Consider the following 15,848-nt stretch of genomic DNA (forward strand, 5'->3'; position numbering starts at 1 on the left):
GGCCCCACCGGGGTGCTCCCGGTGAGGCCGCGGAGGTCGGGTCAGCGGGTGCGGCCCGGGCGGCAGCGGCGGTACAGGACCGCGCCCATGATGACGAGCGCGGTGCCCCCGGCGACGGCGGGGGTCGTGAGGTCCGTTCCGGTGCTGGCCAGCTCGGTCCCGGCCGGACGCGGGTGGGACCGGGGCTTCGGGGCCCGGTGCTGCGGGGCGCGCGGGGAGCGGCGGGTCTGGTCGTCGGAGCCGTTGACCGACTTGTTGCCGTGGACCGCGTTGCCGATGCCGACGCCGTTGGCGCTGTTCCCGGTGACGTTCAGGGGGAGGTCGACCGGAAGCCGGACGTCGTTGCCCGACAGCACTCCGGACGAGTCCGCCGTACCGCCGTGCGCGGACGCGTCACCGGACGTGGCCGATCCGCTCTTCCCCGAGCCGCCCGCCTTCGACGTGCCCAAGTTCGCGCAGGTGTTGCCGTGGGCCGGGTTGAGCAGCCCCACGACGTTCGCCGTGTTGCCGCAGATGTTCACCGGCGCGTGCACCGGGACCTGGACGCTGTTGCCGGAGACCAGCCCGGGCGAGCCGGCCGTCGTGCCGTGGGCGCCTGCCCCGTCGGCCGCGAAGGCGGCGGACACCGGCAGTGCCACGGCCATCGCGCCGGACGCGGCGGTGACGGCGATCACACGGTTTCGGGTAGCCCGTCTCATAGGTTCCCTGCCTTCCTGACATCGTCGCGGGCACTCACCCGCACCCCATAAAACGCAGGCGACCCGTCAGAGTTATGGCGTTCCGTCCCCCAGTGCGCCAGATGCCCCCTGTGCACCGCTCACGGTCCGGCCGGCTCCGGGGCGGCGGCACCGCCCTCGCGCAGCTCAGGTGTCGTCGTGGCCACCCCCACCACCGCCAGCACGCACAGCACTCCGCCGGAGACCAGGGCGGTCGCGCCGGACGTCCAGCCGGCGACCAGACCGCCGCGTACGTTGCCGAGGCTCGGGCCCGCCTGGCCGACGATCTGCTCGGCCGCGGTGACCCGCCCGAGCAGCGCGTCCGGGGTGCGCATCTGCACGATCGTGGAGCGGGACACCACCGCCGTGGCGTCCGCCGCCCCCGCGACCACCAGCAGGGCGAGACCGGCCCAGGCACTGGTGGAGAGGCCGAACAGGAGCAGGGCCGCGCCCCAGGTCGCGGACGCGCACAGCATCACCGGGCCCGGCCGGGCGAGCCGGGTCAGCGAGCCGGACAGCCCGGTGGCCGCGACACCGCCCACCGCCAGCGCCGACAGGAACAGCCCGAGGGTGCCCGGGTCGCCGCCGAACCGCTCGGTGTTGACCAGCGGGAACAGGCTCGCCGGGAACGACAGCACGGTGGCGGCGAGGTCGGTGATCAGCGCACCCCGCACCACCCGGTGCCCGGCCAGGAACCGCAGTCCGTCCAGCACCCCGTGCAGCCCGGACCGCGACGGCTCGCCCTCCGGCGGCAGCGCGGGCAGCCCGAAGGCGCCGTAGAAGGCGAAACCGAAGCTGAGGGCGTCCAGCAGATAGCAGACGCCGATGCCGAACCAGCCCAGCAGCACACCGGCCAGCGCGGGGCCGAGCAGCATCATCGACTGGCCGGTGACCTGCTGCAGCGCCAGCCCGGCGGCCACCTGCTCCTTGGGCAGCAGACGCGGCAGGAACACCCCGGCGGCCGGGGCACCGAGCGCGCCGAAGGCCGACTGCACGGCGACGAGCAGCAGCACCACGGCCGCCGGCACATGCCCGGTGAAGCCCTGCACCGCGAGCAGCAGGGAGCAGGCCGCCTGGCCGACGGTGGCCACCAGGAAGACCCGCCGCCGGTCGGCCCGGTCCGCCCACGCCCCGGCGAACAGCCCGAACACCACCAGCGGCAGCGCCTGCGCGAGCCCGACCGCGCCGGTCCAGGCGGTGCTGTGGGTCATGTCCCAGACCTGGTACATGACCGTCACCATGGTCATGAACCCGCCGAGCACGGACACGGTCCGCCCGATCAGCAGCCGCCGGAAGGCGGGCGAGGTGCGCAGCGGTCGTATGTCGATGAGGGAGCGGGCGAGGCTCATGAGGGGAAGCGGGCGCACGGCCCGGGCTGCTGGATCACCGGGGGAGGCTAACCGCGGTTCCGGTCACCCGCCAGCGAATTTCCCCGCCCCCGGCCCGGCTACGCCGCTTCCCCCAGCAGCCGCACCAGGTGCGCGCGGCCCGCGCCCAGCAGTCCGGGCAGCGGGGCCGCCTTCTCGTACCAGCGCTTCTCGTACTCCCAGCACAGCCAGCCGTCCCAGCTGTTGCGGCACAGGACGTCCACGCACTCGGTGAGCGGGAGCACCCCGGCGCCGAGCGGCAGCGGGGTGGTGTCCTCGGCGGAGGCGATGTCCTTGACCTGGACGTAGCCCAGGTGCGGGGCGAGGGCCGCGTAGCTGTCCGACGGCTGCTCACCGCCCAGCCAGGTGTGCATCACGTCCCACAGCGCGCCCACCTGCCGGTGCCCGACCGGGCCGAGGACCCGGATCGCGTCGGCGCCGGTGCGGTGCGAGTCATGGGTCTCCAGCAGGATCCGGACACCGAGCGCGGAGGCGTCCTCGGCGGCGGCGCCGAGCCGCCGGGCGGCGACCGCGTCCGACTCCTCGCGGGGCCGGTCCGGGTCGGCGCCGGGGAAGACCCGGACGAAGGGGGCGCCCAGGTCGTGGGCGAGCCGGAGGAGTTCCCGGATCTCCGCCAGTACGGGCGCGTCCTCGCCGGGGGCGGCGACGCGCGCGTACCCGGCGACGCCCAGCACCTCGATCCCGGCGCCCCGGAACAGGGCCGCGGTCTCGGCGCGTTCGGCGGGGGTCAGGCCCGGGTGCACCGGCTCCTCGGGGTGGGCGCGCAGTTCGACGCCGTGGTAGCCGTGCGCGGTGGCGAGGGCCAGGACGTCCGGGACGGGCAGGCCGGGGACACCGAGAGTGGAGAACGCCAGCTTCATGGGCACGGACCCTACCCCCGGCTCGTCACTCGGCCGGTCCGCGCAACGCGAGCCGCCAGTCCTGGCCGACCAGATCCCGGCCGAAGGAGCGATGGGGCTGCTCGGCGGTGAGCACGAAGCCGTGCCGCCGGTAGAGGCGGCGGGCGCTGCCGAGGACGTCGTTGGTCCACAGCACCAGGTCGCGGTAGCCGGCCCCGCGGGCGAAGTCGATCACCGCCCGCACCAGCCGGTCGCCGACGCCGTGCCCGCGCGCCTCGGGCTCGACGAGCAGCAGCCGCAGCCGCGCGGTGCCGGGCGCGTCGTCCCGTACGCACATCACGCACCCCACCGGCCGCCCCGCCGGCTCGGCGATCCACACCCGCTCCAGATGCGGGTCGTGGTCCTCGGCGAAGTCGGCGACGATCCGGGCGACGAGCCCCTCGTACTCGGCGTTCCACCCGTACTCGGCCGCGTACAGCGCCCCGTTGCGCTGCACGATCCAGCCCAGCTCGCCGGCCCGGGGTTCCCGCAGCGAGGCGACCGGGGCCTTCTCCTCGCCCCCGAGGATGCCCTGGATGGTCCGCATGGCCTCGCCCACCGGGACCGGTCGTGCGGAGCGACGCCTTCGAGGAGCGCCGCGACCGTGTCCCGGGCCCGCTCGTCCAGCAGCGCGGCGGTCTCCCGCCCCTGGGCGGTGAGGGTGATACGACGCCGCCGCCGATCGTTCCGGGACGGTCCGCGCCCGATCAGCCCGGCCTCCTCGAACCTGTTCAGGATCCGGCTCAGGTACCCGGCGTCGAGGCCACCTGTTCAAGCACCCAGCACGCGTGTCACCAACGTCCCGGGACAGCACACCCAGGCCGCCCGCGCCCCCGCCTACGACCGTCCGGCGGGCCGGAGCACGTTCACCTGCGCGCCGGTCTTCGCGGTGACCGACGACACCAGCTCCCAGCTGCGCAGGCCGCCGTCCGCCGGGAAGATCGACTTGCCGCCGCCGAGCAGCACGGGCATGACCACGAGCCGCAGCTCGTCCACCAGACCCGCCTCGATCAGGGCCCGCACCAGGGTCGGGCTGCCCATCATCGCCAGGTCCCCGCCCTCGGCCTCCCGCAGCTCCCGCACCTTGTCCAGCGCCCGGTCCCCGGGGATCCGCACGCTGTTCTCCCAGGTCAGCTGCTCGTCGCCCAGGGTGTCGGACACGACGTACTTGCGCATCGAGTTGAGCCGGTCGGCGAAGGGGTCCCCCGCCCGCTCGGGCCAGGCGGCGGCCATCGTCTGGTACGTCCGCCGCCCGTACAGCAGTGCCTCCGCCTTCTCCAGCCCCTCCGCGAAGGCCCCGCCGATCACCTCCGGATCGAAGAACGGATGCGACCACCCGCCGTGCGCGAACCCCCCGTCGGTGTCCTCCTCGGGCCCGCCCGGGGCCTGCACGACTCCGTCGAGACTGATGAACTCGGTGACGACGACACGCATGGGTTGCTCCTCGATGCCTTGCTGTTGCCTACGCAGGGGAAGACCGCCGCCGGCGCGAGAACTCATCGCGACCGGCGGAACGTTTTCTCACGACTGTCACCGTGCTCCGCCGCGCGGGCGCGACCGGCCGCGACGCACCGGCACCCGGCGCACGACCGCACCCGCCTCCGGGCTCAGCCGCGCGGCACCCCGGAGGACCCGCGGACCATCAACTCGCCCCGGACCGAGGCGATCCCCCCGGGCGGGGGCTCCTCGCGGCCCATCGCGATGCGGCCCGCGCGGGCTCCGGCCTCGGACAGGGGCAGGCGGACCGTCGTCAGGGACGGCACCGCGTCGATGCTGAACGGGAGGTCGTCGAACCCGGCCACCGAGACGTCCTCCGGGATGCGCAGGCCGGACTCCCGCAGCGCCGCGCACGCGCCCAGCGCGACGGAGTCGTTCGCGGCCACGACCGCCGTCAGGGAGGGATCGCGGCGCAGCAGCTCCAGCGTGGCCTCGTACCCGGACCGGCGGTCGTAGCGCCCGTGCACGGTCCAGCCGGGCCGCTCCTCGATGCCCGCCGCCGCCAGCGCGGCGCGGTGGCCCTCCAGGCGGTGACGGGTGGTCGTACGTTCCTCGGGGCCGGCGATGTAGCCGAGGCGGCGGTGGCCGAGGCCGATCAGGTGGTCCGTCAACGCGCGGGCGCCGCCCCGGTTGTCGAAGGTCAGCGCGATCGCCCGGGTGTCCGGCGCCGGCGGGCGCCCGCACAGCACCACCCGGGTCCCGGCCTCCGCCAGCTTCCGCAGCTTCGCCGCGACCGCCGCCGCGTGCGGCGCGTCCTCCACGGCCCCGCCGGTCAGCACCACGGCCGCCGCCCGCTGCCGCTGGAGCAGGGTGAGGTACGTCAGCTCGCGCTCCGGCGAGCCCCCCGTGTTGCAGACGACCGCGAGGCGCTCGCCGCCCGCCCGGCCGCCCGGCCCCCCGATCTCGGCCTGGATCGCGCTCGCCATGATGCCGAAGAACGGGTCGGCGATGTCGTTGACGAGGATGCCGACCAGGTCGGAGGTGGCCGCGGCGAGCGCGCTGGCGGGGCCGTTGAGGACGTAGTCCAGCTCGTCCACGGCCCGCAGCACCCGCTCGCGCGTGGACGCGGCGACCGGGTAGTTGCCGTTCAGCACGCGCGACACCGTCGCGGGGGAGACCTGGGCGCGGGCCGCCACGTCCGCCAGGGTCACCGTCATCTCGTCGTCCTCCGGTCGCGCATCTCGTCGTACGCCCTCGTAGACAGCCAGGTCACGCTCGTGGTTCCGAGCGGACCTTCGAGCAGACCTTAAGGCCATGGACCCTCGTTGTTCGCCCCCTCGAACAACTCGAACCGGACACGGTCTTGTACAGACCACGTCCAGAGGCTAGCTTCTCTTGCATAGAAAGCGCTTGCTACACCGGCCCGCGAAGGGGACTCACGTGACACGCAAGACGGTGCGTATCGCCATGAACGGCGTGACCGGGCGCATGGGCTACCGCCAGCACCTCGTCCGGTCGATCCTGGCCCTGCGCGAGCAGGGCGGCCTCGGCCTCGGCGACGGCACCGTGCTCTGGCCCGAACCGATCCTGCTCGGCCGCCGCGAGCACGCCCTGCGGGAGATCGCCGAGCGGCACGGCCTCGACCAGGTCTCCACCGACGTGGACGCCGTCCTCGCCGACCCTTCCGTCGACATCTACTTCGACTCCCAGGTCACCTCCGCCCGCGAGGAGGCCGTCAGGAAGGCGATCGCGGCCGGCAAGCACATCTACACCGAGAAGCCCACCGCCACCGGCCTCGACGGCGCCCTCGCCCTCGCCCGCCTCGCCCACGACAAGGGCGTCAAGCACGGCGTCGTCCAGGACAAGATCTTCCTGCCGGGCCTGCTGAAGCTGAAGCGGCTCATCGACGGCGGCTTCTTCGGCCGCATCCTCTCCGTGCGCGGCGAGTTCGGCTACTGGGTCTTCGAGGGCGACTGGCAGCCCGCCCAGCGCCCCTCCTGGAACTACCGCGCCGAGGACGGCGGCGGCATCGTCGTCGACATGTTCCCGCACTGGGAGTACGTCCTCCACGAACTGTTCGGCCGCGTGAAGTCCGTCCAGGCCCTCGCCGCCACCCACATCCCGCAGCGCTGGGACGAGAGCGGCAAGCCCTACGACGCGACGGCGGACGACGCGGCGTACGGCATCTTCGAACTCGAAGGCGGCACCATCGCCCAGATCAACTCCTCCTGGGCGGTGCGCGTGAACCGCGACGAGCTGGTCGAGTTCCAGGTCGACGGCACGGAGGGCTCCGCGGTCGCGGGCCTGCGCAAGTGCCGGGCGCAGCACAGGAGCGCGACCCCCAAGCCGGTCTGGAACCCCGACATCCCCGCCACCGAGGTCTTCCGCGACCAGTGGCAGGAGGTGCCCGACAACGCCGAGTTCGACAACGGCTTCAAGGCCCAGTGGGAACTGTTCCTCAAGCATGTCTACGCCGACGCCCCCTACCACTGGGACCTGTTGGCCGGCGCCCGCGGCGTGCAACTCGCCGAACTGGGCCTGAGGTCCTCCGCCGAGGGCCGCCGCATCGACGTACCGGAGATCTCCCTGTGACCATCCGCCTCCCTTCCGCGGACGGCTCCCTGCGGACGTACGAGCCCCGCACCGAGCCGTTGGCACTCCCGCCGGGGACCCCCTTCACCTCCCGTACGGTCTTCTCGGCGGCGCACGTCGTGGCAGACCCGTACGCCGACGTCTCGCCCGACTCTCCCGCCGCCGTCGACTGGGACGCCACCCTCGCCTTCCGCCGCCACCTGTGGTCCCACGGCCTGGGCGTGGCCGAGGCGATGGACACCGCCCAGCGGGGCATGGGCCTGGACTGGGCGGGCGCCGCCGAGCTGATCCGGCGCAGCGCGGCCGAGGCGCGCGGCACGGGCGGCCGGATCGCCTGCGGAGTCGGCACCGACCAGCTCACCGGCGGCACGCTCGCCGCCATCCGCGCGGCCTACGAGGAGCAGCTCGCCGTGGTCGAGGAGGCCGGCGCCCAGGCCGTCCTCATGGCCTCCCGGGCCCTGGCCGCAGAGGCGAAGAGCCCCGAGGACTACCTGGAGACCTACGGCCATCTGCTGCGCCAGGCCGCCGAGCCGGTGATCCTGCACTGGCTGGGCCCGATGTTCGACCCGGCCCTCGCGGGCTACTGGGGCTCGGCCGACCTGGACGCCGCCACCGACACCTTCCTGGAGGTCATCGCCGCGCACCCCGACAAGGTCGACGGCGTCAAGATCTCCCTGCTGGACGCGCGCCGCGAGATCGAGCTGCGGCGCCGGCTCCCGCAGGGCGTGCGCTGCTACACCGGCGACGACTTCCACTACCCCGAGCTGATCGCGGGCGACGAGCAGGGCTTCAGCCACGCCCTGCTCGGCATCTTCGACCCGCTGGGTCCGCTCGCGGCGCAGGCCGTACGGGTCCTGGACACGGGGAACACCGAGGGCTTCCGGGAACTCCTCGACCCGACCGTGGAGCTGTCCCGGCACCTCTTCCAGCCCCCCACCCGCTTCTACAAGACAGGGGTGGTGTTCCTCGCCTGGCTCGCGGGCCACCAGGCGCACTTCACCATGGTCGGCGGCCTCCAGTCGGCCCGCTCCCTCCCGCACTTCGCCCGCGCCTACGAACTCGCCGACGCCCTCGGCCTGTTCCCGGACCCGAAGCTCGCGGAGGAACGCATGAAGACCCTGCTGTCCCTGTACGGGGTGAACCAGTGACCGACCTCGCTCGCTTCTCCATCAACCAGATGACGGTCAAGCAGCTGTCGCTGCCCGAACTGGCCGACGCCTGCGGGCAGTCGGGCATCACCCACGTCGGCCTGTGGCGGGAGCCCGTCCAGGCGTACGGCCTGGAGGCGACGGCGAAACTGGTCCGCGACGCGGGCCTCACCGTCACCACGCTCTGCCGGGGCGGCTTCCTCACGGCGACCGACCCCGTCGAACGGGTCGAGGCGCTCGGCGACAACCACGCGGCCATCGAGGAGGCGGCGACGCTCGGCACGGACACCCTGGTCCTGGTCTCCGGCGGACTCCCGTACGGCAGCAAGGACCTGCACGGTGCCCGCGAGCGCATCGCGGACGCCCTCGCCGTCCTCGCCCCGTACGCCGAATCCCACGGCGTACGCCTCGCCATCGAGCCCCTGCACCCCATGTACGCCGCCGACCGCTGCGTGGTCTCCACCCTCGCCCAGGCCCTGGACCTGGCCGAACGCTTCCCCGCGCACCAGGTCGGGGTGACCGTCGACACGTACCACATCTGGTGGGACGACCAGGCCCCCGCCCAGATCGCCCGCGCGGGAGCGGCGGGCCGCATCCACAGCTTCCAGCTCGCCGACTGGACCACCCCCCTCCCCGAGGGTGTCCTCAACGGCCGCGGCCAGCTCGGCGACGGCGCGATCGACATGCGCGCGTGGAAGGCCCACGTGGAGACGGCCGGCTACACCGGTCCCATCGAGGTCGAACTCTTCAACGAGCGCCTGTGGGCCCGGGACGGCCGGGAGGTGCTGGTGGAGACGGCGGAGCGGTTCGTGGAGCACGTGATCCGCTAGCGGTCCGCGGGCCGGGCACCCGCGGAGAAAAGCGGAGGGGGCGGCCGGGCCGACCGGCCGGGTACGCCCCCTCACGACGTCTCGGACGCCGACGCGCCTAGAAGAACACCCCGCAGCGCAGCAGCACGTTCGCGTACGGGCGGGCCTCGCCGGTGCGGACGATCAGCCGGGCGCCCGCCGACAGGTCCTTCAGCCGCTCGTGCGGGACCAGGGCCAGCCCGGGGAAGCGGCCCTCCAGCAGCGCCGTGGCCGCCGGGTTGGCCGCGCGTATCTCCTCCGCCGCCGTGGCGCCCTCCACCACCAGCTCGGCCAGCAGGCCGTCCAGCACCTCGGCGAACGACGGGACACCGGCCCGGAAGGCGAGATCCACCAGGCGCGGCCCGGCCGGGACCGGCATGCCCGCGTCGCAGACCAGCACCCCGTCGCCGTGCCCCAACTCGGCGAGCGCGCCGGCCAGATGACGGTTGAGGATGCCCGCCTTCTTCACAGCGCCTCGACCTCCCCGGCCGTCGGGTACGACTCCTGCGCGCCCCGCTTCGTGACGGCCGCCGCACCGACCCGGGCCGCGTAGGCCGCCGCCTCGGCCAGGCCGGCACCGGAGCCCAGCCGCCAGGCCAGCGCGGCGGTGAACGCGTCACCCGCACCGGTCGTGTCCACCGCGTCCACCTTCACCGACGGCACCCGGGTCACCTCGGTGCCCTCGCACACCAGCGCCCCCTCCGCGCCCAGCGTCACCACCACCGACCGCGGACCCTTGGCCAGCAGCAGCCGGGCCCAGTCCGCGGGCTCCTCGCTCACCCAGGCGTCGCCGAGGATGACCCGTGCCTCGTGCTCGTTCACGATCAGCGGATCGCAGGCCGCCAGCACCTGGGCGGGCACCGCCCGCGGCGGAGACGGGTTCAGCACGAAGCGGCTGCCCGGCGCCAGGTTCCGGACCACCTCCACGACCGTCTCCAGCGGGATCTCCAGCTGCGCCGACACCACCCGGGAGGCGTGGAAGAGGCTGGTGGCCGCCCGGATGTCCGCGGGCAGCAGACGGGAGTTGGCGCCCGGCGACACCACGATGCTGTTGTCGCCGGAAGGGTCGACCGTGATCAGCGCGACGCCCGTCGGGGCGCCGCCCACCAGCACGCCCACCGTGTCGACCCCGGCCGCGCGCAGGGAGTCGAGCAGCAGCCGGCCGTGGCCGTCGTCGCCGACCCGCGCCAGCAGGGCCGTACCGGCACCGAGCCGGGCCGCGGCGACCGCCTGGTTGGCGCCCTTGCCGCCCGGGTGCACGGCCAGGTCGCCGCCGAGCACCGTCTCGCCGGCGGCCGGCCGCCGCTCGACCCCTATCACCAGGTCGGCGTTGGCCGATCCCACGACCAGGAGGTCGTAGTCGTACATCAGTTGACTCCCCTGAGAGATGACGTCAGGCGGGCCGGCCCCGGAAGCACTCCGGGACCGCCCGCCGAACCGCCCGTTGTCAGCCGCTGAAGCCGGCCACGTTGTCCTTCGTGACCACCTTTACCGGCACCTTCACCGTCGGCTCCAGCTTCTCGCCCCTGACCGCCTTCAGGGCGTTGTCCACGGCGATCCTCCCCAACTGCGTGGGCTGCTGGGCGACCGACGCGTACAGCGTGCCGTCCTTGACCGCCGTCAGGCCGTCCGGGGTGCCGTCGAAGCCGACGACCTGCACCGACTTTCCGGCCTTGGAGCCGAGCGCCTTGATCGCGCCGAGGGCCATCTCGTCGTTGGCGGCGATGACGCCCTGCACGTCGGGGTGGGCCTGGAGCAGGTTCGACATCACGTCGAGGCCCTTGGTGCGGTCGAAGTCGGCGGGCTGCTGGGCCAGCACCTGGATGCCCGGGTAGGCCCTGAGCCCGTTGGCGAAGCCCTGCGCGCGCTCCCGGGCCGCCGACGTGCCCGCCTGCCCCTGCAGGATGACGATCTTGCCCTTGCCGCCGAGCTTCTCGGCGACGGTCTTCGCGGCCAGCTCACCGCCGGCGACGTTGTCCGAGGCCACCAGGGCCTCCACGGACGCCTTGTTCACGCCCCGGTCGACGGCGACGACCGGGATCCGCGCCTTGTCGGCGGCCTTCACCGAGTTGCCCGCCGCGTCCGAGTCCACCGGGTTGACGATGATCGCCCCCAGCCCCGAACTGGTGAAGTTCTGCAGCTGGTTGGCCTGCTGGGAGGCGTCGTTCTGGGCGTCGGTGACCGTCAGGTCCACGCCCAGCTTCTTCGCCTCGGCCTGGGCACCCGCCCGGATCTGCACGAAGAAGGGGTTGTTGAGCGTGGACAGGGACAGCCCCATCCTCGGGTTCGCCGACGACGAGGAGCCGCCGTGCAGGAAGGAGGTGGCGCCGACTACCGCCACGGTGACCACGGCCGCGAGCGCGTACGTCACCGCCTGCTTGCCCTTCGGCCCGTCCGTACCGGCGGCCACCGGGGTCGCCCCGGCCTTGCGCCGCACGGTGTCCAGCAGCACCGCCAGCGCGATCACGACACCGATCACGACCTGCTGCCAGAAGGCGGAGACGTTCAGCAGGTTGAGGCCGTTGCGCAGCACCGCCAGGATCAGCGCGCCGATCAGCGTGCCGGACGCCTTGCCGGTGCCGCCCGCCAGCGAGGCGCCGCCGATGACGACCGCGGCGATCGCGTCCAGCTCGTAGCCGTCGGCGGCCTGCGGCTGCGCCGAGGACAGCCGGGCGGCCAGCACGATGCCGGCCACGGCGGCGAACACGCCGGACAGCGCGTAGATGGCGAGCTTCTGCCTGTGCACGCGCAGGCCCGACAGCCGGGCAGCTTCCTCGTTGCCGCCGATCGCGTACATGGACCGGCCGATGTACGTCCGCCCGAGCACGAACGCGGCGATCAGTCCCATCACCACCATGACCAGCACCGGCACCGGCAGCCAGCCGCCGAGGGTGTCCCCGAGGTGCGAGACCGAGTCGGGGAAGGCGATGGGGGAGCCCTGCGAGATCACCAGGGCGAGACCGCGGCCCACCGACAGCAGGGCCAGCGTCGCGATGAACGGCGGCAGCTTGCCGTAGGCGATGAGGAAACCGTTCACCAGGCCGGCGACGACGCCCGTTGCCACGGCGAGCACGACCGCCAGCGCGACCGGTACGCCGTGCTGCGTGGCACTCCACGCCAGCACGGTCGCCGACAGCGCGGCCACGGAACCGACCGACAGATCGATGCCCGCGGAGACGATCACGAAGGTCACACCGAAGGCGAGGATGGCCGTGACGGCGGCCTGCACACCGATGTTGAGCAGATTGTCGGTCGTCAGGAAGTCGCCGGACAGCGCCGACAGGGCGATGACGAGGACGATCAGCGCGGTGAGCGCGCCGTTGTCGAGGAGCAGCCGGCGCAGGCCGCCCGGGGCGCCACTCGCGCCCGTCGTTCTCTTGAGCGTGTCAGTGGCCACGGGTGGCCTCCTTCTCGGTGGTCGGGGTGGAGACGGCGAGCGCCATGACGGCGTCCTGGGTGGCCTCGTCGGCCGTGAGTTCACCGGCGATCCGGCCCTGGGCCATGACCAGCACCCGGTCGCTCATGCCGAGCACCTCCGGGAGATCGCTGGAGATCATCAGTACGGCGGCTCCCGCGGCCGTCAGCTCGTTGATCAACTGATAGATCTCGACCTTGGCGCCGACGTCGATCCCGCGCGTCGGCTCGTCCAGGATCAGCACCTTGGTCTCGGCCAGCAGCCACTTGCCGATGACGACTTTCTGCTGGTTGCCGCCGGACAGGGTCCGCACGTGCTGCCGGAGGCCCGCCATCCGCACCCCCAGCTGCCCGGCCATCCGCTCCGCCGCCGCGTGCTGCCCCTTGAGATCGACCAGCCCGGCCCGGGTCGCCTTCCGCAGGGTCACCAGGCCGAGGTTCTCCCCGACCGACGCGTCGAGCACCAGCCCCTGGCCCTTGCGGTCCTCGGGTACGAGCCCGATCCCGGCCGCCATGGCCGCGTTCACGTCATGCCGCCTGAGCCGGTCACCGGAGACCCTCACGACCCCGTCGTCGTAGGGATCCGCGCCGAACACGGCCCGCACGACCTCGGTCCGCCCGGCCCCCACGAGGCCCGCGATGCCGACGACCTCACCGGCGTGCACGTCGAAGCTCACGTCGTGGAAGACCCCGTCACGCGTCAGCCCCTCGACGGACAGCAACGCGGCGCCGGTCTCGGGCCGCTCCCGCGGATACTGCTGCTCGATGGACCGCCCCACCATCAGCCGGACGAGTTCGTCCTCATCGGTGGAGGCAGGCACCTGCCCCACACTCCGCCCGTCCCGGATGACGGTGACCCGGTCCCCCAGGGCGGCGATCTCCTCCAGATGATGGGTGATAAAGACGATCCCCACACCGTCCGCGCGCAGCGACCGCACGATGCCGAAGAGCTTCTCCACCTCCTCCGAGGTGAGCACGGCGGTCGGCTCGTCCATGATGAGCACGCGCGCGTCCAGGCTGAGCGCCTTGGCGATCTCGACCATCTGGAGCCGCGCGATGCCGAGTTCCCGCACGCGCGCGCGTGGCGAGACGTCGACACCCACGCGCTTCAGCAGGGTCTCGGCCTCGGCCTCCATCCGCTTCCGGTCGATCATCCCGAACCGGCGCGGCTGCCGCCCCAGGAAGATGTTCTCGGCGACGGTCAGATCGGGCACCAGATTGAACTCTTGGTAGATGGTGGCGATCCCGAGGCGCTCGGAGTCCTGCGCCCCATGGATGCGCACCTCCTCACCGGCTACGAGAATCCGGCCGGCGTCGGGGGTGTAGGCGCCGGAGAGCATCTTGATGAGCGTGCTCTTGCCGGCGCCGTTCTCACCGAGCAGCACATGGACCTCGCCCCGGCGCAGATCGAAGTCGACGCCGTCGAGCGCGACCACGCCGGGGAAGGTCTTGCGTATGCCCTCGATGCGCAGCAACTCGTGCGGGTTGCTCACGACGTGCTCCTTTGCACTGGGGAGGGGGACGGAGGTGTGGGGGTGGCCGGCTCACCGCACGAGCGGCGCACGACGAGCTGGGCGGGGAGGGTGACGGACTCACCGGCCCGCCCCTCGATCCGGTCGACCAGGGCCCGCACGGCGGCTCGCCCCAGCTCACCGGTCGGCTGGGCGATGGCGGTGATCGGCGGATCGGTGTGCACGAACCAGCGGATGTCGTCGAACGCGGCGAGCGCGAGGTCGTCGGGCACCCGCAGCCCACGCGCGCGTACGGCGTCCAGCGCGCCGAGCGCCATCAGGTTGTCGGCCGCGAAGACGACCTCGGGCGGCTCCGGCAGATCCAGGAACCCCTCGGTGACCCGCCGCCCGCTCTCGGCCTGGAAGTCGCCCTGGCCGATGTAGACATCCGGCAGCGGAAGCCCGTACTCGCCCAGGGCGGCCCGGAAGGCCTCGACACGCTCGCTGCCGGTGGTGGTCGCCGCCGGGCCCGCGATGATCGCGAGCCGCCGGTGCCCGAGCCCGTACAGATGCGCGACGAGATCCCGTACGGCGGCCCGCCCGTCGGCCCGCACCACCGGCACGTCGACACCCGGGATCCACCGGTCGACGAACACCATGGGCGTCCCGCCCCGAGCGGCATCGAGCATGAGGGGTGAGCCACCGTCCGTCGGCGACACGAGCAGCCCGTCGATCCGCCGGTCGAGCAGATTCCGCACATGGTGGTCCTGCAGCTCGGGCCGCTCGTCGGCGTTGCCGATGATCACGCTGTAGCCGAGCGCCCGTGCCTCCTCCTCCACGGACCGGGCCAGCTCGGTGAAGTACGGATTGAGTACGTCGCTGATCACGAGCCCGAGGGTGTGGGTCTGATCGGTCCGCAGAGACCGGGCGACGGCGTTGGGCCGGTACCCCAGGGCCTCCACGGCGCCCATCACCCGCGCACGCGCGTCGGCGCTGACGGACGAATGCCCGTTCAGCGCCCGCGACACGGTGGCCACGGACACCCCCGCCGCGGCGGCAACGTCCTTGATGCTGGCCATCTCCGGCCCCACCTCCTCGTGGACCTCATGGAATGGAATCGATTACATCCATGCCGTAGGGAGGATTGGAATCGATTACACGAGTTTCAGCAAGCCCCTCCCCGCATCCCGAAACCGGATCGTGACCGTCGCGGACCGGCTCTGGGCCGGCACCGCAGGCGGGGCGTCCATGGCGGCCGCCGCCCTGGTCGGCACGACGCTCATCGACGGCGTCGAGCTGCACGGCCAAGGCCCTGGAGACCGTGATCATCCGCGACCGCCCGAGCACCAGCGGCACGGCCCTGGCCCAGCTCAACAAGGACCAGACCGCGTCCTCGCCCTGCCAGGTGTTCTACGGCGGCCCCTACACCGCGTGCGGCATCACCAGCACGCGCTGGGTCAAGATCACGAAGAACGGCGTCACGGGCGACGTGGCCGGCACCTGCGTCCTACAGCCCGCCTGACCTCCCCCACCACCCCCACACCCACCCGACGGCAAGCATTGGCGAATCTGGGCCACGCAACGAGCCACCCCAACCACCCCACCCCCCAGCCCCGCGGCCCATTCCCGCCAATCACCACCCCCGCCGCACCTCACCCGCCCACCCACCGGCCGGCGAGCCGCCGAGCTCACCCGGCGTGCGGGCGAGGCGCGAGGGCGCACCGCCCACCGGCCGGCGAGCCGCCGAGCTCACCCGGCGTGCGGGCGAGGCGCGAGGGCGCACCGTCCACCGGCCGGCGAGCCGCCAGGCCGCCCGGCGTGCAGGCGAGGCGCGACCGCGCCCCCCTCAGCCGACACCCCGCACTCAGCCCACCCAGGGGTCCGGTGCCGGGCTGGGCCACTGCTCTTGCGGGCCGCTCGCTCGCTTCTTGCCCGTGCTGGAGCGGGCCGGGTCAAGGGTGGCCCGCAGGGCCATC

At 73.1% G+C, this 15,848-nt stretch carries 14 protein-coding genes and 1 pseudogene; 4 read left to right on the top strand and 11 right to left on the bottom strand.

The genetic code is table 11. From position 1 onward, the window contains the following. Positions 1 to 41 precede the first annotated feature (41 nt). From ABZ937_RS10370 to ABZ937_RS10395, 6 genes and pseudogenes are all read right to left on the bottom strand, one after another. On the bottom strand, positions 42 to 674 hold the full coding sequence (locus tag ABZ937_RS10370; protein ID WP_361688531.1) for a chaplin: 633 nt from the start codon (positions 672 to 674) through the stop codon (positions 42 to 44). Between the two features lie 143 nt (positions 675 to 817). Then, entirely contained in the window at positions 818 to 2,065 is a 1,248-nt protein-coding gene (locus tag ABZ937_RS10375; RefSeq protein ID WP_361688534.1) for an MFS transporter, read from the bottom strand. 98 nt (positions 2,066 to 2,163) lie between these two features. Continuing rightward, positions 2,164 to 2,964 (bottom strand): sugar phosphate isomerase/epimerase family protein, encoded by an 801-nt coding sequence (locus tag ABZ937_RS10380; RefSeq protein WP_361688537.1) that lies wholly within the window; start codon positions 2,962 to 2,964, stop codon positions 2,164 to 2,166. A gap of 25 nt (positions 2,965 to 2,989) precedes the next feature. Further along, positions 2,990 to 3,744, bottom strand: a pseudogene (locus ABZ937_RS10385) (bifunctional helix-turn-helix transcriptional regulator/GNAT family N-acetyltransferase); the annotation flags it as partial. Between the two features lie 75 nt (positions 3,745 to 3,819). Then, a complete protein-coding gene (locus tag ABZ937_RS10390; protein ID WP_361688540.1) occupies positions 3,820 to 4,416 on the bottom strand; it encodes a dihydrofolate reductase family protein in 597 nt (198 codons plus the stop codon). 173 nt (positions 4,417 to 4,589) lie between these two features. Continuing rightward, complete coding sequence (locus tag ABZ937_RS10395; RefSeq protein WP_361688543.1) at positions 4,590 to 5,636, bottom strand: LacI family DNA-binding transcriptional regulator; 1,047 nt, start codon at positions 5,634 to 5,636, stop codon at positions 4,590 to 4,592. A 223-nt stretch (positions 5,637 to 5,859) separates the two neighbouring features. Here ABZ937_RS10395 and ABZ937_RS10400 point away from each other — a divergent pair, with 223 nt between their 5' ends. The 3 genes from ABZ937_RS10400 to ABZ937_RS10410 are packed head-to-tail and all read left to right on the top strand — an operon-like array spanning position 5,860 to position 8,989. After that, on the top strand, positions 5,860 to 7,011 hold the full coding sequence (locus ABZ937_RS10400; RefSeq protein WP_361688546.1) for a Gfo/Idh/MocA family oxidoreductase: 1,152 nt from the start codon (positions 5,860 to 5,862) through the stop codon (positions 7,009 to 7,011). Next, complete coding sequence (locus tag ABZ937_RS10405) at positions 7,008 to 8,159, top strand: dihydrodipicolinate synthase family protein (protein WP_361688549.1); 1,152 nt, start codon at positions 7,008 to 7,010, stop codon at positions 8,157 to 8,159. The genes ABZ937_RS10400 and ABZ937_RS10405 overlap by 4 nt, the downstream gene beginning before the upstream one ends. After that, entirely contained in the window at positions 8,156 to 8,989 is an 834-nt protein-coding gene (locus ABZ937_RS10410) for a sugar phosphate isomerase/epimerase family protein (protein WP_361688552.1), read from the top strand. Before ABZ937_RS10405 ends, ABZ937_RS10410 begins: the two co-directional genes overlap by 4 nt. Before the next feature lie 97 nt (positions 8,990 to 9,086). On the opposite strand, the gene rbsD is transcribed toward ABZ937_RS10410, so the two are convergent. From rbsD to ABZ937_RS10435, 5 genes are all read right to left on the bottom strand, one after another. Then, positions 9,087 to 9,476 (bottom strand): D-ribose pyranase, encoded by a 390-nt coding sequence (gene rbsD / locus ABZ937_RS10415; RefSeq protein ID WP_361688556.1) that lies wholly within the window; start codon positions 9,474 to 9,476, stop codon positions 9,087 to 9,089. Beyond that, complete coding sequence (locus ABZ937_RS10420; protein WP_361688559.1) at positions 9,473 to 10,375, bottom strand: ribokinase; 903 nt, start codon at positions 10,373 to 10,375, stop codon at positions 9,473 to 9,475. The genes rbsD and ABZ937_RS10420 overlap by 4 nt, the downstream gene beginning before the upstream one ends. A 79-nt stretch (positions 10,376 to 10,454) precedes the next feature. Further along, on the bottom strand, positions 10,455 to 12,404 hold the full coding sequence (locus ABZ937_RS10425; RefSeq protein WP_361688562.1) for a substrate-binding domain-containing protein: 1,950 nt from the start codon (positions 12,402 to 12,404) through the stop codon (positions 10,455 to 10,457). Continuing rightward, positions 12,394 to 13,914, bottom strand: a complete 1,521-nt coding sequence (locus tag ABZ937_RS10430) for a sugar ABC transporter ATP-binding protein (protein WP_361688564.1) — start codon at positions 13,912 to 13,914, stop codon at positions 12,394 to 12,396. The genes ABZ937_RS10425 and ABZ937_RS10430 overlap by 11 nt, the downstream gene beginning before the upstream one ends. Further along, the gene (locus ABZ937_RS10435; protein ID WP_361688567.1) at positions 13,911 to 14,951 is read right to left on the bottom strand and encodes a LacI family DNA-binding transcriptional regulator; all 1,041 of its coding nucleotides are present in this window, start codon (positions 14,949 to 14,951) and stop codon (positions 13,911 to 13,913) included. The genes ABZ937_RS10430 and ABZ937_RS10435 overlap by 4 nt, the downstream gene beginning before the upstream one ends. Before the next feature lie 242 nt (positions 14,952 to 15,193). Here ABZ937_RS10435 and ABZ937_RS10440 point away from each other — a divergent pair, with 242 nt between their 5' ends. Further along, positions 15,194 to 15,394: a hypothetical protein gene (locus tag ABZ937_RS10440; protein WP_361688570.1), complete on the top strand. Its 201-nt coding sequence runs from the start codon at positions 15,194 to 15,196 to the stop codon at positions 15,392 to 15,394. The last annotated feature ends 454 nt before the right edge of the window (positions 15,395 to 15,848 follow it).

Source organism: Streptomyces sp. NPDC046727, assembly GCF_040645635.1.
Classification (GTDB): Bacteria; Actinomycetota; Actinomycetes; order Streptomycetales; family Streptomycetaceae; genus Streptomyces.

What these genes read in the sequence shown, in the direction of transcription:
- ABZ937_RS10375 (WP_361688534.1), bottom strand. Translation starts at nt 2,065, where the DNA reads ATGAGCCTCGCCCGCTCCCTCATCGACATACGACCGCTGCGCACCTCG.
- ABZ937_RS10390 (WP_361688540.1), bottom strand. Translation starts at nt 4,416, where the DNA reads ATGCGTGTCGTCGTCACCGAGTTCATCAGTCTCGACGGAGTCGTGCAG.
- ABZ937_RS10395 (WP_361688543.1), bottom strand. Translation starts at nt 5,636, where the DNA reads ATGACGGTGACCCTGGCGGACGTGGCGGCCCGCGCCCAGGTCTCCCCC.
- ABZ937_RS10380 (WP_361688537.1), bottom strand. Translation starts at nt 2,964, where the DNA reads ATGAAGCTGGCGTTCTCCACTCTCGGTGTCCCCGGCCTGCCCGTCCCG.
- ABZ937_RS10435 (WP_361688567.1), bottom strand. Translation starts at nt 14,951, where the DNA reads ATGGCCAGCATCAAGGACGTTGCCGCCGCGGCGGGGGTGTCCGTGGCC.
- ABZ937_RS10420 (WP_361688559.1), bottom strand. Translation starts at nt 10,375, where the DNA reads ATGTACGACTACGACCTCCTGGTCGTGGGATCGGCCAACGCCGACCTG.